The 17,572-nt window shown below is 71.6% G+C and carries 13 protein-coding genes; 4 read left to right on the forward strand and 9 right to left on the reverse strand.

The features are described 5' to 3' along the window. Window positions 1–12: 12 nt before the first annotated feature. Together QQX10_RS01985 and QQX10_RS01990 are read right to left on the reverse strand one after the other, a co-directional pair. Window positions 13–456, reverse strand: a complete 444-nt coding sequence (locus QQX10_RS01985; protein WP_301120511.1) for a hypothetical protein — start codon at window positions 454–456, stop codon at window positions 13–15. A 156-nt stretch (window positions 457–612) separates the two neighbouring features. After that, window positions 613–4,959, reverse strand: coding sequence for a carboxypeptidase regulatory-like domain-containing protein (locus QQX10_RS01990; protein ID WP_301120509.1), 4,347 nt, complete (start codon window positions 4,957–4,959; stop codon window positions 613–615). Window positions 4,960–5,284: 325 nt separating this feature from the next. On the opposite strand from QQX10_RS01990, the gene QQX10_RS01995 reads away from it, so the two are divergent. Further along, a complete protein-coding gene (locus QQX10_RS01995) occupies window positions 5,285–6,316 on the forward strand; it encodes a LacI family DNA-binding transcriptional regulator (protein WP_301120507.1) in 1,032 nt (343 codons plus the stop codon). A gap of 6 nt (window positions 6,317–6,322) precedes the next feature. Here QQX10_RS01995 and QQX10_RS02000 read toward each other — a convergent pair whose 3' ends face one another. Continuing rightward, window positions 6,323–7,678 carry a S1C family serine protease gene (locus QQX10_RS02000; protein WP_301120505.1) on the reverse strand — a complete coding sequence of 452 codons (1,356 nt, stop codon included), beginning with the start codon at window positions 7,676–7,678 and terminating at the stop codon, window positions 6,323–6,325. Window positions 7,679–7,865: 187 nt separating this feature from the next. Between QQX10_RS02000 and QQX10_RS02005 the strand changes: the two genes are divergently transcribed. Further along, a complete protein-coding gene (locus tag QQX10_RS02005; RefSeq protein ID WP_301120503.1) occupies window positions 7,866–9,464 on the forward strand; it encodes a bifunctional phosphatase PAP2/diacylglycerol kinase family protein in 1,599 nt (532 codons plus the stop codon). Window positions 9,465–9,604: 140 nt separating this feature from the next. Further along, window positions 9,605–10,513: an aldo/keto reductase gene (locus QQX10_RS02010; RefSeq protein ID WP_301120501.1), complete on the forward strand. Its 909-nt coding sequence runs from the start codon at window positions 9,605–9,607 to the stop codon at window positions 10,511–10,513. Window positions 10,514–10,596: 83 nt separating this feature from the next. On the opposite strand, the gene QQX10_RS02015 is transcribed toward QQX10_RS02010, so the two are convergent. Genes QQX10_RS02015 through QQX10_RS02025 form a run of 3 tightly spaced genes read right to left on the reverse strand, consistent with a single transcriptional unit; the run spans window position 10,597 to window position 11,698 of the window. Continuing rightward, on the reverse strand, window positions 10,597–10,971 hold the full coding sequence (locus QQX10_RS02015; RefSeq protein ID WP_301120499.1) for a DUF2255 family protein: 375 nt from the start codon (window positions 10,969–10,971) through the stop codon (window positions 10,597–10,599). After that, on the reverse strand, window positions 10,971–11,366 hold the full coding sequence (locus QQX10_RS02020) for a cupin domain-containing protein (protein WP_301120497.1): 396 nt from the start codon (window positions 11,364–11,366) through the stop codon (window positions 10,971–10,973). The genes QQX10_RS02015 and QQX10_RS02020 overlap by 1 nt, the downstream gene beginning before the upstream one ends. Continuing rightward, entirely contained in the window at window positions 11,363–11,698 is a 336-nt protein-coding gene (locus QQX10_RS02025) for a carboxymuconolactone decarboxylase family protein (RefSeq protein WP_301120496.1), read from the reverse strand. The genes QQX10_RS02020 and QQX10_RS02025 overlap by 4 nt, the downstream gene beginning before the upstream one ends. Before the next feature lie 145 nt (window positions 11,699–11,843). Between QQX10_RS02025 and QQX10_RS02030 the strand changes: the two genes are divergently transcribed. Beyond that, window positions 11,844–12,725 (forward strand): helix-turn-helix transcriptional regulator, encoded by an 882-nt coding sequence (locus QQX10_RS02030; RefSeq protein ID WP_301120495.1) that lies wholly within the window; start codon window positions 11,844–11,846, stop codon window positions 12,723–12,725. Here QQX10_RS02030 and QQX10_RS02035 read toward each other — a convergent pair. From QQX10_RS02035 to QQX10_RS02045, 3 genes are all read right to left on the reverse strand, one after another. Continuing rightward, a complete protein-coding gene (locus QQX10_RS02035; protein WP_301120494.1) occupies window positions 12,718–13,833 on the reverse strand; it encodes an ROK family transcriptional regulator in 1,116 nt (371 codons plus the stop codon). The genes QQX10_RS02030 and QQX10_RS02035 overlap by 8 nt on opposite strands. A gap of 105 nt (window positions 13,834–13,938) precedes the next feature. Further along, entirely contained in the window at window positions 13,939–16,071 is a 2,133-nt protein-coding gene (locus QQX10_RS02040) for an alpha-galactosidase (RefSeq protein ID WP_301120492.1), read from the reverse strand. Between the two features lie 67 nt (window positions 16,072–16,138). After that, a complete protein-coding gene (locus QQX10_RS02045; RefSeq protein ID WP_301120490.1) occupies window positions 16,139–17,506 on the reverse strand; it encodes an ABC transporter substrate-binding protein in 1,368 nt (455 codons plus the stop codon). Between the last annotated feature and the right edge of the window lie 66 nt (window positions 17,507–17,572).

Genomic DNA, 17,572 nt, shown 5'->3' on the forward strand with positions numbered 1-17,572 from the left:
GCCCGGACGCGGCTACTCCCCGCCGATCTCGCGGACGATCTCGCCCAGCTCGCCGACCGAGGCGAGGTCGGCGGGATCGTTCGTGACGAACACGAACCCGTCGCCGACCACGATCCCGGCCGAGGCGTCGGCCGCCTCGATCGCAGCGAGATCGCCGTCGCGCGCGTCGGCGGACGTGTAGATGGTGAGCGTCGCGTCGACGGCCTCGTCGCCGTCCGCGTCGCAGGTGTACTCCCACCCCGCGACGACGCCCTCGCCCGCGACCTTGCCACCGACCCAGGCGGGGCAGTCGGCCGACGCCTTCACCGTCGCCAGCAGGTCGCCGACGTTGAGCTCGACCGCCGACGCCGACGCGGTGGGGGTCTCCTCGGAGGCCGAGTCGGCCGTGCAGCCGGCGAGCAGGATTCCGGCGGTCGCCGCGAGCGCCGCGGCGGTCGCGCTCTTCGTGATGCGCATGGTGGTTCCTTGGTCGGAGGGTCCCGTGCGGGACGGTCTCCTTCCACGGTACGGCGCGCCGCTCGGGACCTCCCTCCCGAAAGGTCCCATGGCGCGCTCGCGGCATACGGTGGTCCCGGCCGCCCCACCCTGACGTCAGGCGGCCGGGACCTCAGGTCACCGCAGGACGAACCCTGCCGTGGTCACGTTGCCGGCGACGTCCGTCACCACCAGCACGTTGTCGCCGGCGACCGCGCCGGGCGTGGCCACGGTGACCTTGTCCAGGTCGGCGACGGTGCCGCCGGCCAGGTCGAGCGGCGAGCCGTTGAGCTCGACGGAGGCGAGGGAGCCCGCGTCGGCGAGGGTGAGGCTCACCTTGGTGTAGATGCCCGGCTCCTTCTCGTTGGTCCACCGCGAGCCTGCCTTGAGGGTCACCGTCGGCGCCGTCGCGTCGATGGTGATCTCCAGGGTGCGGGTGACCGAGATGTTCCCGGCGAGGTCCTGAGCGTTGTAGCGGACCGTGTAGTCGCCGTCAGGCAGCTCCACGGAGGCGCGGTGCGTGCCGGACGTCGCCCCGTCCATCGCGGACCGGGTGCTCCGCACGAGCACGCCGTCCCTGTAGATGTTCGCGACGATCCGCTGGAGGCCGTGGTCGTCCGTCGCCGCGATCTCGAGCTCGAGCGACGTGAACGGGCCCGCCGTGGTGGGCGAGATCAGCGTGGTCTCAGGACGGACCGCATCGGCCACCTCCCTCTCGACCTCGATCACGTAGGTGGCGAAGTCCCCGGGGAAGGAGCTCACCGTCACCTCGACGCTGTTCAGGCCCTCCACGAGAGCCGCGTCGACGGTGGTGGCGCCCGCAGGCACGAGCACCCCGTCGACCTCCACCTGCTGGCCGTCCCATCCCGGCTGCCACGCGATCTCGATGGCGTCCACCTCGGCGGGCACCGGCGTCTCGACCACGTACGGCTGCTCCGCCCCCACGCGAGAGGGGGAGAACTGGGGCGTGAGCGCGTAGCCGGTGACGGTCAGGTCCGCCAGCTGCGCGAGCTGGCTCGGGTTGATGCGCGTGAGCGTCACGAGGGAGGTGCGCTGGGAGCCGTCCTCCGCGGTGACGACCACGGGCACCTCGGTGACCAGCTCGGCCTCATCGTTCGCCCCGGTGCCGAGCGGCAGCTCGACGCTCTCTCCCGGCGCCACCGGCTGGCCGGCGACGGTCGCCGAGGCGAAGATGCTGGTGGGCGACACGGCGAGGGTCGCCGTGCTGGCGAACGGGTCGACCGTGCCGCTCCAGGTCGTGCCGTCCGCCGAGGCGGTCAGCGCGACGTCCACGCCGGCGACGGTGGCGGAGACCGTCCCGAGCGACGCGTCGTCCCGCTCGTACGGAGCGCCGGTGTTGACCCGCAGATAGTCGAACACCAGGTCGCCGCGGTTGGAGCCGTTGACGAAGATGTCGAACCAGTCCAGGTCGTCCACGGGCGTGCGCAGCGGCTGATCCGTCAGCACCGGAGCGGTCATGTCGTCGACGTAGAAGTCGAACGTGCCCGTGCCCAGGTGCACCACGTTGCGGATGGTGTACCACTGGCCCTGCGTGTACGAGGCGACCTGCTTGATCGAGCTCGATCCGGTCACGTTGTGGGTGATGATCTTGCCGCCGGAGAATCCGAACGTCGCGGACGGGTTGCTCGAGGAGGCCGGGTCGGTCGCCTTCCAGTTGGACTCGGTGTAGGAGTACAACGCGACCTGGTTCGGCGTGCCGAACGTCGAGGTTCGCATGACGCGGGCCTCGATGGTCACGGTCCCGGAGAGGTTCGCCTCGACGGCGTTGTGCACCGTGAGGCTGCCCGAGCTGCTCGAGGTCTTGGACACCGCGAGCACCTGGTTGGCGGGATCGGTCGGGTCGGCCTGGATCTCGATGGTGCCGACAGCGGGGTTCGGCTCCGCCACGAGGACGCCGTCGGCGGTCGCCGTGAACGCGCCCAGGGCCTCGTCGTCGAAGTCCTCGCTGATGAAGTAGTCCGTCTCACCCAGGTCGGAGGCGAGGGTGACGTCGACCGTGGTGGTCCGCGCCGCCGTCACGGCGACGTCCTCCACCGTCGCGTCCTGGTAGTCCGCGAGGGTCACGGTCACCGTGTACCCCTCCCCGACCGGGATGCCCGGGAGCGCGTAGGCGCCGTCCGGACCCGAGGAGGTGGACGCGACACCGGTGCCGGCGAGCGACACCTCCACGGTCGCGCCCGCCAGCCCGGCCCCTGCCGAGACGACGGTGCCGGCCACGGCGCCGGTCGTCGCGCTGGTCGCCCCGAGCACCAGGTCGGCGCCGACGGTGCGCTGGTCCACCAGGGTCACCGGGAGGGCCGCGCCGTCCGCGTACTGCGGTGCCGATGCGACGAGCGAGTAGTCGCCCGCGGGAGCCTCCAACGCGTAGCGGCCGCTCGCGTCGGCGACCACCGAGCCCTCGGCCGAGCCCGCGTCGGTCCAGCTCACGGTCGCGCCTCCCACGGGGAGGCCGTCTGCGGCGAGCACCTGGCCGGTCGCGAGTCCCAGACCGGCCGTCGGCACGTACACCGCGGGGCCGATCGTCGGCGGCGAGGTGAGCGCGCGTCCGAAGAAGTCGACCGTCAGGGGCAGCGCGCTTGCGCCGCCCGCGCCGGTGACTGCGACGCCGGGGGCGAGCGCCGCCAGGTCCACGTCGGTCCCGGCCGCGATCAGCGAGGACGTCGCCGAGGCGATCGCCGCGTTGTCCAGGTCCTCCGCGGGATCCCCGCCCAGCGCGGGATCGCCCGTGACCGCGGTGGCGTCCTCGGCGGGCGGTGCGACCGCCGGACCCCAGTAGGCGTTGCCCGCGAAGCTCACCCCCGGGTACGACGCCTGGAAGGACGAGGCGGACACCGTCGCGCGAGTGTTGACGAACACGTTGCCGATCACGTGGTGAGCGTTCTTCGACACCAGGTACTGGCTGGCGTCACCGGAGGAGCGGAAGAAGCCCACCGTGTTCGAGCTGAGCGGCGCCTGCGTGTTGTACATGAGGTTGCCGTAGATCACCTGGACGCCGGAGTCCCCGTGAGGGTTCACGTAGTTGCGGTCCACGTCCTCGATCACGTTGTAGCGCACCACCGCCGTGCCGAACGCGAACCCGCACAGCAGGATGCCCTCGCCCGACTCGTGGACGTAGTTGCCCTGGATGAGGATGTTCGAGGTGCCGCGGTCGGGGTCGATGCCGTTGGAGTCCGCGGCGTTCGCGCGCCTCTCCACCTCGGCGACCTCGTTGTCCTGCACCACGATGTTGTCCGCGTAGTACATCTCGATGCCCGAGACGCCGGAGCCGTCGACCACGTTGCCCTCGACGGTGGCGTCCCGGACGCTCGTGAGGTAGAGCGAGTCCCAGCCGTAGGCGGTGTCGCGGTTGGTGAGGTAGTTGCCCGTCACGACGATGTCCGTGTGCGGGCGCCAGTCCGGGTCCTCCGTGATCACGCCGGCGGTGGTGGCCTTCGCGACCGCACGGTCGCCCCAGCCCGGCTCGACGTCCTGGTAGCGGTAGGTGCCCATGCCCGAGAACTGCTTGAAGGCCACGTTGGAGAAGGAGGTGTTGGCGACGACGTTGTCCGCGAGCGTCACGTCCTGGAACTGGGACGGGGTGACCGCGTCGCCCTTGAGGCCCTCGAACAGGATGCCTCCGGTGCGCTTCGAGCGGTCGAGGCCCGTGTCGCCGATCGACCAGATGACGCCGCTGACGTCGTGCACGAAGACGTCGTGGATCGAGAAGCCGCTGAGCACGCCTGCGCTCTCGGCCTGCACGTGGATGCCGCGCAGGTCACCGGTGGCGGGGTTCTCCTCGCCGGGCAGCAGACCGTTGTTGGCGCCCGGCGAGAACGTCGAGGGATCGAAGCCCTCGAACACGTTCGTGATCTCGATCTGGGAGATGTCCCAGTGCTCCTGGTTGGTGAGCTGGAGCACGTCGTTCACCACGCCGCGGCCGTTGAGCTCGGGTGCCGCGCCGTCGCCGTAGCTCGAGAGCACGATGGGCGCCGCGGCCGTGCCGGAGCCCTGCGGTGCCAGCAGCGCGGTCGCGGCGGGACCCTCCACGTCCGTGGGGACGCCGCCGCTCCACGTGGTGTAGTCGTAGGCCTCCTTGGCGACCGTGTCGCCCGCGGCGTCCCAGACTCCGCCGGCCTTGAGGAGGATCCGGTCGCCGGGAGCGAAGACCGTCGTGTTGACGTGATCGAGGCTCTGCCAGGCGGTCGCGGGCGAGAGGCCGTCCGCCCCGTCGGATCCCGCCACGGAGTCGACGTGGTAGGTGGTGCCCGCGGCGCTCGGGGCGGTGCCGTCGGTGACGGGGAGCTCGCCGGAGGCGACCACCGCCCGGCCCGCGGCGGTGAGGTCGGACTTGTCGGTGTAGCCGGCGAACGTCGGACCGGAAGGCTCCGCGACGGCGGCGGCGGGCGCGAGCGCCAGGCCGCCGAGCAGCGCCGCGGCGAGGGCCGGCGCGACGCAGCGCGCGATCAGGCTGGTGGGGGTGATCATGGCACGGGGCTTCCTTCCATGGTCCGCGGCCGGCATGGGGGACGATGCCGCGGGTCGGGGCCGGGACAGGGCGCGCCTCCGACGGTGGAGACGGTCCGGTCAGCCGCGTCGGTGCGGCCGTCCCGAGCCGGATTCGTGCTGCCCGGGACGGTCCCGGGAGAGGGACGGAGCGGCTCTGCCCCGTCGTGACGACCAGCCTGAGTGACCGGTCACTTAGATGACTCTCCGGATGCTAGTGATCGGTCACTCGGAGTGTCAAGGTAGAGTCCGAACATCGGTCCGCGACACCATGGACCTGGCCCGCCGCGACTCGGAGAGGAGCCTCGTGAGCACCGAGACCGCCCGTCGGGGTAGAGCGACCATCCGGGACGTCGCCGCGCGGGCGGGGGTGTCCCACCAGACGGTGTCCCGGTTCCTCCGGGCGGACCCCACCATCTCCCCCGCGCTGCGGGAGAGGATCGAGGCGGCGGTCGAGGCCCTCGACTACCGGCCGAACGTCGTGGCGCGCGCGATGCGCGGCAGGCGCACCGGGCGGCTCGCGCTCCTGCTGCCGTCCGGTGAGGCCATCAGCTCCCTCGAGATCCTCGCGGGCGCGACCGGCGTGGTCGAGGACAGCGGCTACGCGCTCGAGGCGCTGACGATCGGCGGCCCGCCCGCCGCGCGCGCGCAGCGGGTGGTCGACCTCCTGGACTCGGGGCTGTTCGAAGCCGTCGCCGGGCTGACGGCGCTCGAGGTCGAGCCGGAACGTCTGGTCGCGCTCCGGACGCCCGTGATCCTGGCACCGAGCTACGACTCCCACATGCGCTCCGTCGGGGAGCTCGCCGACGGCTCCCGGATCGCGGACCTGGTGTCCGGCCTCGCCGACCTGGGCCACACCACGTTCGTGCACCTGGCAGGTGACCTCGAGCACGCCTCGGCGGTGAGCCGCCGCGAGGTGTACCTCGAGACCATCGCGTCGCTCGGGCTGCACTCCTACGGGGTGATCGAGTGCGGCTGGTCGCCCGAGCGCGCCGGGGACGCGGTGGGCGCGCTGCCCGGGGCGGCGGGCGTCACCGCGGTGATCGCGGCGAACGACAAGCTCGCGGCCGGCGCGATCCGTGGTGCGGCACGGCGCGGGTGGACGGTGCCGGGCGACCTGAGCATCACGGGGTGGGACGACAACGAGCTCAGCTCCGTCATGATGCCGTCGCTGAGCACGGTCAGCGTCGATCACGCCCGTCTCGGGCGCCGCATCGCGCGGGACCTCCTCGCGCTGGTCGATGCGTCGCCCGCCGCGCCGCCGGACGACGAGGAACCGATCACGCGCATCGTCTGGCGCGAGTCGACCGGCCGGGCGCCGGTGCGCCCGGCCGGCTGAGCGGACCTACGCCGCCGGCCCCGCGATGAGCGTCGCGTCACCGGTCTGCGTCTCGCCCGATGTATCGGTCCACGTCAGGGTCACGGTGTCACCCGGCTCGTGGTCGGCGAGCGCGGCGGCGAGGTCGTCACCGCTCGCGACGGTCGTGCCGTCGACCGCGGTGATCACGTCGCCGGCGGCGAGCCCGACGGCCGCGGCGGGCGTGTCGGCGTACACGTAGCCGACCTGGGCACCCTCGACGCTCGCGGTGGTGGCCGACGATCCGGGACGCCCGCCGGGCATCACGGCGTACGTGCTGTCCGGCGCGATCGCGATCCCTAGGAACGCCGGGTACCCGATCTCGACGCCGTCGGACTCGTCACCCGCCTGGATCTGGTCGACGATCGCGAGGGAGTCCTCGATCGGGATGGCATAGGCGATGGTGGTCGCGAGGCCGCTCGAGGCGGCGGTGGTGATGCCGACCACCTCGCCCTCGTCATCGAGCAGGGCGCCGCCGGAGTCGCCCGAGACCACGTCGGCCTCGAACTCGATCATCCCGTCGAGCGTCTCGCCCGAGACGGAGTACTCGGAGGCGGTGGTCACGGAGGACTCGAGCTCGGTGACCGACCCGTCCGCCGCCATCAGCACTCCCCCGCCCGACGCGTTGCCCACCGCGGTGACGTCGTCGCCCACGGTCGGATCGCCGTCGTCGTCGAGCGTCACGGTGGTGAGCCCGGAGGCGCCCTCGAGCTGGAGCAGCGCGACGTCGTCGTCCGCATCGGTGCCGACCACGGTAGCCGTGTAGGTCTCGCCGGTGGTCGCGATGGTGACGGTGATCTCGGTCGAGCCCTCGATCACGTGATTGTTGGTGAGGATCAGGCCGTCCGACGTGAGCACCAGCCCCGTGCCGGCCGCCTCCGCCTGGCTGTAGGAGAGGACCGTGTCGATCAGCACGATCCCGGCGGACTCCGCATCGGACGCCGCCGTGGCGTCCTCCTGGGTCGAGGTGGTCATGCCGGACGATGCCCCGCCGGGTCCGCCCCAGCCGTACGTCCCGCCCGGGGTGGTGACGGTGCCGCCCGACGAGTCGCTCGGGCTCGTGAGCGTCGAGTCCTGCGCGCTCGAGTCGTCGGAGGCCGCGTCCTGGACCGTCGTGGTCGCGGTGACCTCCGACGTGTCGGCCGCCTCGGCGACCCCCATGACGATGCCGGCGAGCGCCAGCGCGGCCACCGCCGCCGCACCCACCTTGCGTCCGATGCCGGTCCTCCAGCGGGGCTCGCGCAGCGCCGTCGCAGGAGGCGCGGCGGGAGCGGCGGGCACGACGGCGGCGACCGGCTCGGTCGACGGTGCGGGCTCGGCCGGCGGCCAGGTCGGGGTGCTCATGGTGGTCTCCTCGCGTCGGTTGTCCTGCCTCCTACTCCACTCCGCGAGGCGAAGAGCGCGCTGGGAGGAATCCGGGAGGTCGCTGAGAGGTTGCATGGGCAGCCGCGGCCATCCGGAGCGCGGCTACCCGGGCGGCTCACCGAGCAGCCGCCTAGGATGGACGCATCCGGCTCGCACCAGGAGGAACATGCTGATGGGCAACACCGGCATCGCCGGGACGGCAGCACGCCGCAGGTTCGAGCCCGCGGCCTTCGGGCTCGCCCTCGCGACGTTCGTCGTCTGGACCATCGGGGTGACGACCGGGTGGGCCGAGCAGACCGTGGACACGTGGTGGCCGGACGTCGAGCTCGACCCGCGGTCCTACTTCAGCCAGGTGCTCGAGGCGTTCGCGCTCATCACCAACCCGTTCTTCATCATGGTCGCGACCGCGGTCATGGCGCTCCAGGCCTACCGGCGTCGGCACCGCCATCTGGCGGCCGCGCTCGCGATCGGCGCCGCCGGGCTCCCGCTGTGGGCGCTCGTGTGGAAGCTGATCGACCGATCGCGCCCCGAGACCGCGTTCGCGGACTCGATCGCCGCAGCGGGCCCCGCGTACCCGTCCGGCCAGATGGTCTCGGTCACCATCCTGGTGTGGGTGACGGTGACCATCGCCAACGCTCAGCGGAGGACGTTGTCCGAGCGCGTCACGCGCCGGCTCCTCGGCGGGCTCCTCGTGCTCAGCGCGGCTCTCGCGCAGCTGCTGATGCAGACCTCTCACCTGTCGGACATCGTCGGTGGCTGGCTGTTCGGCGTGATGGTCGGTGCGGCCGCCCTGTGGATCAGCGGCATCGACTCGATCTCCAAGGCGTGGGCGGCACGCAAGGCTCCGACGGGCCCGACGCGCAAGGCCGCCGTCATCTACAACCCGACCAAGATCGACGACATCGAGACCTTCCGCCGTCGCGTCGCCTTCACCATGGCGAGCACCGGCTGGGCCTCGCCGATCTGGCTTGAGACGCGCGAGGACGACCCGGGCTTCGAGATGGCGCGCACGGCCAAGGAGAAGCAGGTCGACCGGGTGCTGGTCGCCGGCGGCGACGGCACCGTGCGCGCGGTGTGCGCGGAGATGTCCGGCAGCGAGATCCCCGTGGCGATCATCCCGGCGGGTACCGGCAACCTGCTCGGCCGCAACCTCGGAATCCCGCTCGACGAGGACGAGGCGCTCGAGCTCGCCCTGGTGGGCACCCCCCGGTCGGTCGACGTGGTGCATTGGACCACGGACGCCGGCAAGGACTCGTTCGTGGTGATGGCAGGCGTCGGCCTCGACGCGCAGATCATGCGGGACACCAACGAGACGCTCAAGAAGATGGTCAGGGGCGGCGCGTACGTGCTCGCCGGGCTCCAGCAGCTGGGGTCCGAGCAGTTCCAGGCGACGGTGACCGTCGACGGTCGCGTGGTGCACGAAGGCGACGCGCTCATGACCCTCGTCGGCAACGTCGGCAAGCTGCAGGGCGGCATCGCGCTCCTGCCGTCCGCGAGCGCCGCGGACGGACGCCTGCACGTGCTCGTCGCGACCAACGAGGGCGTCAGCGGCCTCAAGCGCCTCGGCAACGCGCTCCGCCGCGGCGGGCCGATGCCGTTCGTGCGACGCGCGCGCGGCAAGAAGGTGACGGTGGAGATCGACCGCGAGGTCCCGTTCCAGCTCGACGGCGACACCGAGGGGACCACCACGTCCTTCACCGCCGAGGTCGAGGCGGGCGCGCTGCGCGTGGTCGCGCCCCGGCCGAGCGGCCAGAACGAGTCCTAGCAGGTCGGTTCGGGGGGTTCCGAGAAAACCCCTATAGGTGCAGCCTCGGCGCCGGGGCGTGATCGGCCGAACCTGGACCCAGGCGCAGCCGCGCCCTGCGGACCCGACGCCGGGGACGCCCCGCCGCCAGAAGGAGCACCATGACCCTCGACCAGAACTACACGCTGAGCAACGGCGTCGAGATCCCGACGCTGGGACTCGGCACCTGGTTCATCACCAACAGGAACGTCGTCGATGCGGTGAGATCCGCGATCGCGCTGGGCTACCGGCACATCGACACCGCGCAGGCCTACCGCAACGAGCAGGGCGTCGGCGAGGCGGTCCGCACCAGCGGCGTCCGCCGCGAGGACGTCTTCGTGACCTCGAAGGTCGACGCCGGCGCCAAGTCCTACGCCCGGGCCGCCCGGTCGATCGATCGGTCGCTGCAGACCATGGGCCTGGACCACATCGACCTCATGATCATCCACTCGCCGCAGCCATGGAACGCCTTCCGTGGCGACAAGGCCTACTTCGCGGAGAACATCGAGGTGTGGCGCGCTCTCGAGGACGCCTACCGGGCGGGCAAGGTCAGGGCGATCGGCCTGTCGAACTTCGAGCAGGCGGACGTCGACAACATCGTCTCCCACTCCTCGATCACGCCCATGGTGAACCAGGTGCTCGCGCACATCGGCAACACCCCGTTCGACCTCATCGACCGCATGCAGGGCGCGGGCATCCTCGTGGAGGCGTACTCCCCGATCGCCCACGGTGCGCTCCTGGGCAACCGCGCGGTGGAGGCGATCGCTCACAGTTACGACGCGACGGTGCCGCAGCTGTCGATCCGGTACGCGCTCCAGCTGGGACTGCTCCCGCTCCCGAAGACAGCCGACCCGGAGCACATGAGGAGCAACGCCGAGCTGGACTTCGAGATCAGCGACGAGGACATGGAGGCGCTGAGGTCCGTCGCCCCGGTCACCGACTACGGCGACGCGAGCATGATGCCGGTGTACGGGGGCAGGTTGACGCTCGGCAGCATGGCGAAGATGGTCGCAGCGTCCTTGCGTCGCTGAGATCGCCCATCCCGGTCGTCACGCGGCTGGGCCCGCGTCGCCTCCCTGTCCGGGTGGGCGACGCGGGCCCTGCCGCGCGCGGGTCAAGCGATCGGCGCGATCCTCACCGTCGCCTCCCGGGTGCGCGCGCTGACCATCGGCGGCAGGTAGGGGCTGTCGGCGTACTTGGCGCGATACGCCGCGTCGATCGCCGCATCGTCCTCGCCGGCGGCGTCGACGAAGGTCACGTCGATCACGCGGCCCGCCGCGTGGATGCGGCCTGCGCCCTGAGCCATGGCGGCGCGGTACCACCGCGACCGTCGGCCGTTGTACGCGCGGACGTACAGCGCATCGTCCACCACCACCGACCAGATCCAGGTCGGGGTGCCGTAGGTCGTGCCGTCCTCACGGAACGGCGAGATCTTGAGGTCGTCGCTCGCCGCGATCGAGGCGAGGACCGCGGGGTCCCAGGCCGCCATCAGCGCCCCAGCTCCTGGTCCGTGACGTGCTCGCCCCAGACGGTGCTGGTCGCCGGGTCGCTGCCCTCGAGCAGCGCCAGGTGCTCCATGAAGGAGTCGGGCGCGGCGGCGTGCCAGTGCTCCTCGCCCGGCGCCGTGTAGAGGGTCTGACCGGCCTTCACCTCGGTGATGGTGCCGTCGCGGCCGCCGAAGTACGCGGTGCCGTCGGTGACGTGCAGGTACTGGCCGTGCGCGTGCGAGTGCCACGCCGTGCGCGCGCCGGGGGCGAAGCGGACCTTGGCGAGCACCGCGCGCTGCTCGGGACCGTGCGGGACGGCGATCAGGTCCACCCAGACGTCGCCGGCGAACTGCTCCGGCGGGTTCTTCATGGTGGGGATGGCAGGCTCGATGTTCATGCGGGGGTCTCCTCCGTGTCGATGATCTGCTGGGCGAGCGTGAGGGCGGACACGGCGCGCGGCCACCCGGCGTAGAACGCGACGTGCGTGATGGCCTCGATGACCTCATCGCCGCTGAGGCCGTTCGCGAGGCCCATGGGGATGTGGGCCCTGAGCTGATCGACGTTGCCCGCCGTGACCAGGCTGGTGATGGTCACCAGGCTGCGGTCGCGCGGGGACAGCGCGTCCGTCCGCGCCCAGACCTCGCCGAACAGGACGCGGTCGGTGAGGTCGACGAACGTGGGTGCGAAGTCCCCCATCATCCTCTGCATCGGTGTCTGCTGATCTGGCATCTCGGCTCCTTCCGTGGACGGCGGTGACAGGTCGCACCGCGCGATGACTCCAGGACACCGCCATCCCGCCGATCGGACCAGGCTCTGTCAGAGGTACCTCTGGCAGAACCTGCCTCCCGCACGCGCCGCGGCCTACCGTGGTGCCATGACCACACGTGAAGAGGTGCGCGAGTTCCTGGTCTCCCGGCGCGCCAAGGTGACCCCCGAGATGGTCGGGCTGCCCGCCGGCGGCGCCCGCCGCGTGCCGGGGCTGCGGCGCGGGGAGGTCGCCGTGCTCGCGGGCGTGAGCGTCGAGTACTACACCAAGCTGGAGCGCGGCGACCTGCGTGGCGTCTCGGACGAGGTGCTCGAGGCCATCGCGTCGGCGTTGCGGCTCGACGAGGCCGAGCGCTCGCATCTGTTCGACCTGGCCCGCCACGCGAACGTGGGAACCCGTCCTCGCCGGCGGCCGTCCCCCGCCCGGGGCGTGCGGCCCAGCCTGCTGCACCTGGTCGACTCGATCACCGAGGGGGCCGCGGTGCTGGGGAACCTGCGCGGTGACATCGTCGCGACCAACGCGCTCGCACGCGCCCTCTACGACCCCGTCTACCGGTCGCAGCAGGACCCCGTCGGCTACCCACGGTTCATCTTCCTCGACCCCGCCTCGCGCGACTTCTACCCCGATTGGGAGCAGATCGCGGACGGCTCGGTCGCCAGCATGCGGACGGTCGCCGGACGGCACCCGTTCGACCGCACCGTCACGGACCTGGTGGGCGAGCTGTCGACGCGGTCCGAGGAGTTCCGCACCCGATGGGCCCGGCACGACGTGCGCCTGCACATCGAGGGCATCAAGCGCATCCATCACCCCGTGGTGGGGGCGCTGGAGCTGGAGTACAACGTGGTCGAGCTGCCCGCCGACGACGGCCTCAACCTGACCGTCTACACCGCCGCGCCGGGGTCGGACTCGGCGGAGAAGCTCGCGCTGCTCGCGAGCTGGTGGGCGTCCGAGAGGTCCGCCGTGGAGGAAGCCTCCCGCACGATCAGCTGACGGGCGCGCTGACCAGCCCCCGCAGCGACGACTGGATCGCCACCGTCGCGGCACCGCGCGCCCAGCGGGAGAAGCCGGAGCGGTCGAGGCGGAGATCGAGAGGATGCGCGTCCGGATCGCGGTCCTCGTCGAGCTGGGCCCTCATGGCCTCGCCCGCGACGTCCAGCACGGCCAGGCCCTCACCGCTGAGCACGATGGTCTCGACCATCGCGAGATTGGCGACCAGGCCGAGCAGGCGTCCCACGCCACGGGCCGCGGACGCGATGATCTCGGCGCAGACGGGCTCGCCCTCCCGAGCCAGGTCGAGCACCTCGCCGAACGTCACGGTCCGCTGGAGCCCGATGCTCGCCTGCGCGACGATGCTGGGGATGGTCACGAGCGCGGTGGAGCAGCCGCGGTGCCCGGCGAAGCAGCGTGGGCCGCTCGGGTCGAGCGGGATGTGCCCGGCGAGACCGAGTCCCATGTCGCGGGTGCGGACCACACGGTCGTGGCGCACCATGCCGAGCCCGATCCCGGCGCCGATGGTCACCACCGCGAAGTCCTCGAGCCCGCGGGCCTCGCCGAACCAGTGCTCGCCGGCCGTGAGCGCCGACAGATCGTTGTCGATCACCACGGGAGCGCGGACCTCCGCCTCGACCAGCGGCCCGAAGGCCACGTGGCGCCAGCCGAGGAACGGCGCCCGGTCGACCGTGCTGCCATCCGCCGCGCTGCCACCGAGCGACACCCCGACACCGACCAGCGCGCGTCCGCCCGCGAGCTCCAGCAGCAGGGACGCGACATCGCGAGCGACCTCGGCGGGCTCGTGAGAGGTCAGGTCGCGCTTCTCCGCGGCGACCTCGTTGGCGAGCATGTCGGTCACCACCGCGAACACCTCGTCCCCGGTGAGCTTCGCGCCCCCGTAGAGGCGGTCGCCGGGTGCGCCCACGAGCGGACGCGACGGCCGTCCGGGACCTTCGAGCGCCTCGGATGTCTCGTGAACGAGTCCGCGATCGATGAGCGGCTTCACCGCGCGCGTCATGGTCGACTGCGACAGCGAGAGCCGTGACGCGAGCTCGGTGCGCGAGACGGGACCGTGCACCAGGATCGTGCTGAGGGCGGCGAGCTCCACGTCCCCACCTCGCGCGCCGAGCGTCTCCGTGCTCACCGTGGTCCCCCGACTCCCTTGTGTCCGCTGCTCAGGATGCCACAGCCCCCGCCGCTCCGGGCCGACCTGTCACGACACGCGCTCGACGACCACGAGCACCGCCTGCTCGGGCCAGAGGACCGGCGGGCGCAGCCCCACCGACGCGAGTGCGGCGCCGCTGACCTCGAGCCCGTCGAGCCACGCGGGCCCGCGCCGCTGGACCGTGGCGGGCTCCGCGAACTGCTCGGCCCTCACGCGGTACCTCGCGGCCGGGTCGAGACCCGGCAGGCGGAACGACGCGGGGGTGGTCCCGGACGTGGTGGTGCACTGCACGTACGCGAAGATCGCGCTCGCGCGGTCGTGCGCGACCACGCCGTGGACCACGGCGCTCGGATCGGGATGCTCGACCCGGACCACCCGGCCGCCATGCAGCAGCCCTCGGTGGGCCCGGTAGAACGCGGTCCACTCGCGGAGCGCGGACAGCTCCTCCTCGGTCGCCTCCAGCAGGTTCCACTCGATTCCCGCATGCCCGAACAGCGCGGTGACCGCACGCATCTGGATGCCGTGGCGCCGACCGGTGCCGTGCGAGATGGTGGGCCCCACGTGGGTGCCGAGCATCTCGGGCGGGATCACCAGCGACGTCCAGCGCTGGATCTGCTGACGCTCGAGCGCATCGTTCTGGTCGGAGGTCCAGAACCGATCGGCGTGGAATGCCATGCCGAGGTCGATGCGGCCGCCGCCGGAGGCGCACGACTCGATCTCGAGGCCCGGGTTCCGGTCCTTGAGCTCGTCGAAGAGCCGGTAGAGCGCCTCCGTCTGGCGGCGCACCGCGGGAACGCCCTCATGCCCGGGGTCCGTGAGGAACCGGTTGTGGTCCCACTTGATGTAGTCGATGGAGTGCTCGGAGATCACGGCGTGGACCTGTTCGAGCACGTGCGCGTAGGCCTCGGGATTCGTGAGATCCAGCACCAGCTGGTGACGCGCGAGCGGCGGCACGCGGCCCGGCACCTGCAGGATCCAGTCGGGGTGGGCGCGGTAGACGTCGGAGTCGGGGTTGACCATCTCCCCCTCGAACCACAGCCCGAACTGCATGCCGTGCTCGCGCACCGCGGCCACGAGCGGCCCGAGCCCGTCGGGCCACACGTCGGTGGAGACCACCCAGTCGCCCAGGCCCGACCAGTCGTCGCGGCGCGAGCCGAACCAGCCGTCGTCGAGCACGAACCGCTCGACGCCGACGGAGGCCGCGGTCGCGGCGAGGCGCGACAGCGTGTCGAGGTCGTGGTCGAAGTAGACGGCCTCCCACACGTTCAGCGTGACCGGGCGCGGCGTCGACGGGTGCGACGGACGCGAGCGCAGCCACGAGTGCGAGCGGGCACCCACCCCGTCGAGACCCTCGTCCGAGTAGAAGGCCGCGAGCGTGGGCGCACGGTAGGTGGCGCCGGGCTCGAGCTCGGCCTCTCCGGGCTCGATCAGCTCGCCGGCGCCCAGCGCGGCGCGGCCGGTGACGGCGCGTTCGGCGAGGTGACGGGAGCTCCCGGACCACAACAGTCCGACGCCCCAGGCCTCTCCCTCCTCGGTGGTCGTGGTCGGCGTCAGGGCGCACTGGACGATCGTGTAGTCGTGGCCCGAGCGGCCCTCGCGGCTCTCGCGCAGCCGCAGGCCCGGCGCGAACGCCAGCCGCTGCGGCTGACGCTCCTTGAGCCAGCGGCCCGTGAAGTCGAGCGTCTCGGTCGCGCGGTCGGGCACCGGCAACCAGAGCGCGAGCTCGTCGAGGGTGTACACCGTGTCACCGTCGTTGGTGAGCGCGGCGTCGATCAGCAGCACGCCCTCGGGGCTGAGCGCCAGCACCAGCTCGAGCGACAGCTCGAGCGCCGTGTCGACCAGGGCGACCGTGCAGGCATCGTCCCTCACGGTCACTGCGGTCACCTCGAACAACGGCGAGAAGCCGGTGGCGCCGCGGTGGCCGCGGATCGCCGGCCGGCCGGTGAATCCGCGCGCGGACTCGCGAAGCATGCCGGGGTCGACCGGCTCGTCGAGGTCGCTGTGCGGGATGCCGCCGTCCTTCAGCGCGCGCAGCGCGTCGGCGTCGACGTCGCCGAGCGGCGCGCCCCAGTGCAGGACGACGGGGTAGCCGGAGGCGAGGTCGAGCACCAGCTCGACGCCGGCGCGGCGCAGGGTGACGGATCGCGCGGCATCCGTCTCGACGGCGGGGGTGACGGCCATGGGGTCTCTCCTGTGGGAAGGTCCCCTCCGCCGGGACGGGTCGCGTCCCGGCGGAGGGGGGCGGTGATTACTCGAACAGCGCGTTGACGCTCGCGTTGGCGTCGACCAGGGTGTCGGTCCCGGCGGCGCCCGACATGATCGCCTCCATGACGGGCGTCATGATCGCGTTGACGTCGGACTTGAAGTCGGTGATCGGGTAGAGCACGGTGGTGCCGTCCTCGACGTGACCGGTGAACGCGTTGACGTCGACGCCCTTGGCCTCGAAGGCGGCGATGGCCTTCTCGGTCGAGGTCTTGACCGCGGGGAACACCACGGCGGACTCGGCGACCACGTCCTGGCACTCCGCGGAGCCCAGGTACTTGACCCACTCCCATGCGGCGTCGGGGTTGTCCGTCCCGGCGACGATGTTGTCGGCGAGACCGTTCAGCATGGACCAGCTCGCGCCATCCGGACCCACCGGCGTCGCCGCGACGGCCGGGGTGAAGGTGTCGCTCGCGGCACCGAAGACGTAACCGGTCATCCACGAGCCGTTCGGCACCATCGCGGCCTTGCCCGCGATCAGCTGGTCGGCCCAGCTGATGCCCTCCTGCGCGGCGAAGGTGGGCATGTAGCCCTTCTCCACCAGCGAGTACCACCAGTCGATGGTGTCCGCGAACGCCGGGTCGTCGTAGTTGTACGTGGTGCCCCAGGCCTCGTCGGTCTGCGCCCAGCCGAGCGACGCGGTCAGGAACGTCCACTGGGTCTGGCCGTCGGCGCCGCCGGAGCCCTCCATCCACAGACCGTAGGTCTCGACGCTGGTCTTGTCGAAGCCGTCCTCGTCGCCACGCACGCCGTTGGTGTCGATGGTCATGTGGGCGATGAACTCCTCGTAGGTGCCCCCGTCCTCGGGGTTCCACGTGAGGTTCTGCACGTCCTCGGCGGTGTAGCCGGCGGCCTCGGTCATCTGCTCGTTGTAGAACAGCGAGATGGTGTCGAAGTCCTTGGGCAGGCCGTACTGCTCGCCCTCGGGGCTCTGCCACAGCTCGACCAGGCCGTCCTGGTAGATCGACATGTCGAGGCCGTCGCGCTCGATGTACTCGTCGAGGGCGAGCACCTGTCCGTTCTTCTGGAACTCGGGGTAGTAGGCGACGTGGCTGGTGAAGACGTCGTAGTTCTCGCCTGAGACGAAGCCGGTGGTGATCTTGCTCCAGTAGTCGTCCCAGCCGATCTGCTCGATGTCGACCACGTACTGCGGGTTCGCGGCGGCGAAGTCGTCGGCGCACTGCTGGTAGGCGGGCAGCTGGTTCGAGTCCCACAGCCCGTAGCTGATGGTGGTGACGTCGCCGCCGCCGTCGGTGCCGGAGCTCGAGCCGTCGTCGGAGCCGCCGCTGCTGCAGCCGGCCAGGGCGCCCACAGCGAGTGCGAGCGTGGTGCTGAGGATGATGGACTTCTTCATCGAGGTCCCTCCTTGGGTGTGTGGTGGTGGGGTGGGATGGGTGGTGCGGGAGGAGATGCGCCGGGT

It is taken from the genome of Demequina lignilytica (assembly GCF_030418305.1).
GTDB classification, from domain to species: domain Bacteria; phylum Actinomycetota; class Actinomycetes; order Actinomycetales; family Demequinaceae; genus Demequina; species Demequina lignilytica.

Excerpts from the sequence above, each read along its gene's own strand:
- QQX10_RS01985 (WP_301120511.1), bottom strand. The coding sequence starts at position 456 with ATGCGCATCACGAAGAGCGCGACCGCCGCGGCGCTCGCGGCGACCGCC.
- QQX10_RS01990 (WP_301120509.1), bottom strand. The coding sequence starts at position 4,959 with ATGATCACCCCCACCAGCCTGATCGCGCGCTGCGTCGCGCCGGCCCTC.
- QQX10_RS02000 (WP_301120505.1), bottom strand. The coding sequence starts at position 7,678 with ATGAGCACCCCGACCTGGCCGCCGGCCGAGCCCGCACCGTCGACCGAG.
- QQX10_RS02005 (WP_301120503.1), top strand. The coding sequence starts at position 7,866 with ATGCTGATGGGCAACACCGGCATCGCCGGGACGGCAGCACGCCGCAGG.
- QQX10_RS02010 (WP_301120501.1), top strand. The coding sequence starts at position 9,605 with ATGACCCTCGACCAGAACTACACGCTGAGCAACGGCGTCGAGATCCCG.
- QQX10_RS02015 (WP_301120499.1), bottom strand. The coding sequence starts at position 10,971 with ATGGCGGCCTGGGACCCCGCGGTCCTCGCCTCGATCGCGGCGAGCGAC.
- QQX10_RS02020 (WP_301120497.1), bottom strand. The coding sequence starts at position 11,366 with ATGAACATCGAGCCTGCCATCCCCACCATGAAGAACCCGCCGGAGCAG.
- QQX10_RS02025 (WP_301120496.1), bottom strand. The coding sequence starts at position 11,698 with ATGCCAGATCAGCAGACACCGATGCAGAGGATGATGGGGGACTTCGCA.
- QQX10_RS02030 (WP_301120495.1), top strand. The coding sequence starts at position 11,844 with ATGACCACACGTGAAGAGGTGCGCGAGTTCCTGGTCTCCCGGCGCGCC.
- QQX10_RS02040 (WP_301120492.1), bottom strand. The coding sequence starts at position 16,071 with ATGGCCGTCACCCCCGCCGTCGAGACGGATGCCGCGCGATCCGTCACC.
- QQX10_RS02045 (WP_301120490.1), bottom strand. The coding sequence starts at position 17,506 with ATGAAGAAGTCCATCATCCTCAGCACCACGCTCGCACTCGCTGTGGGC.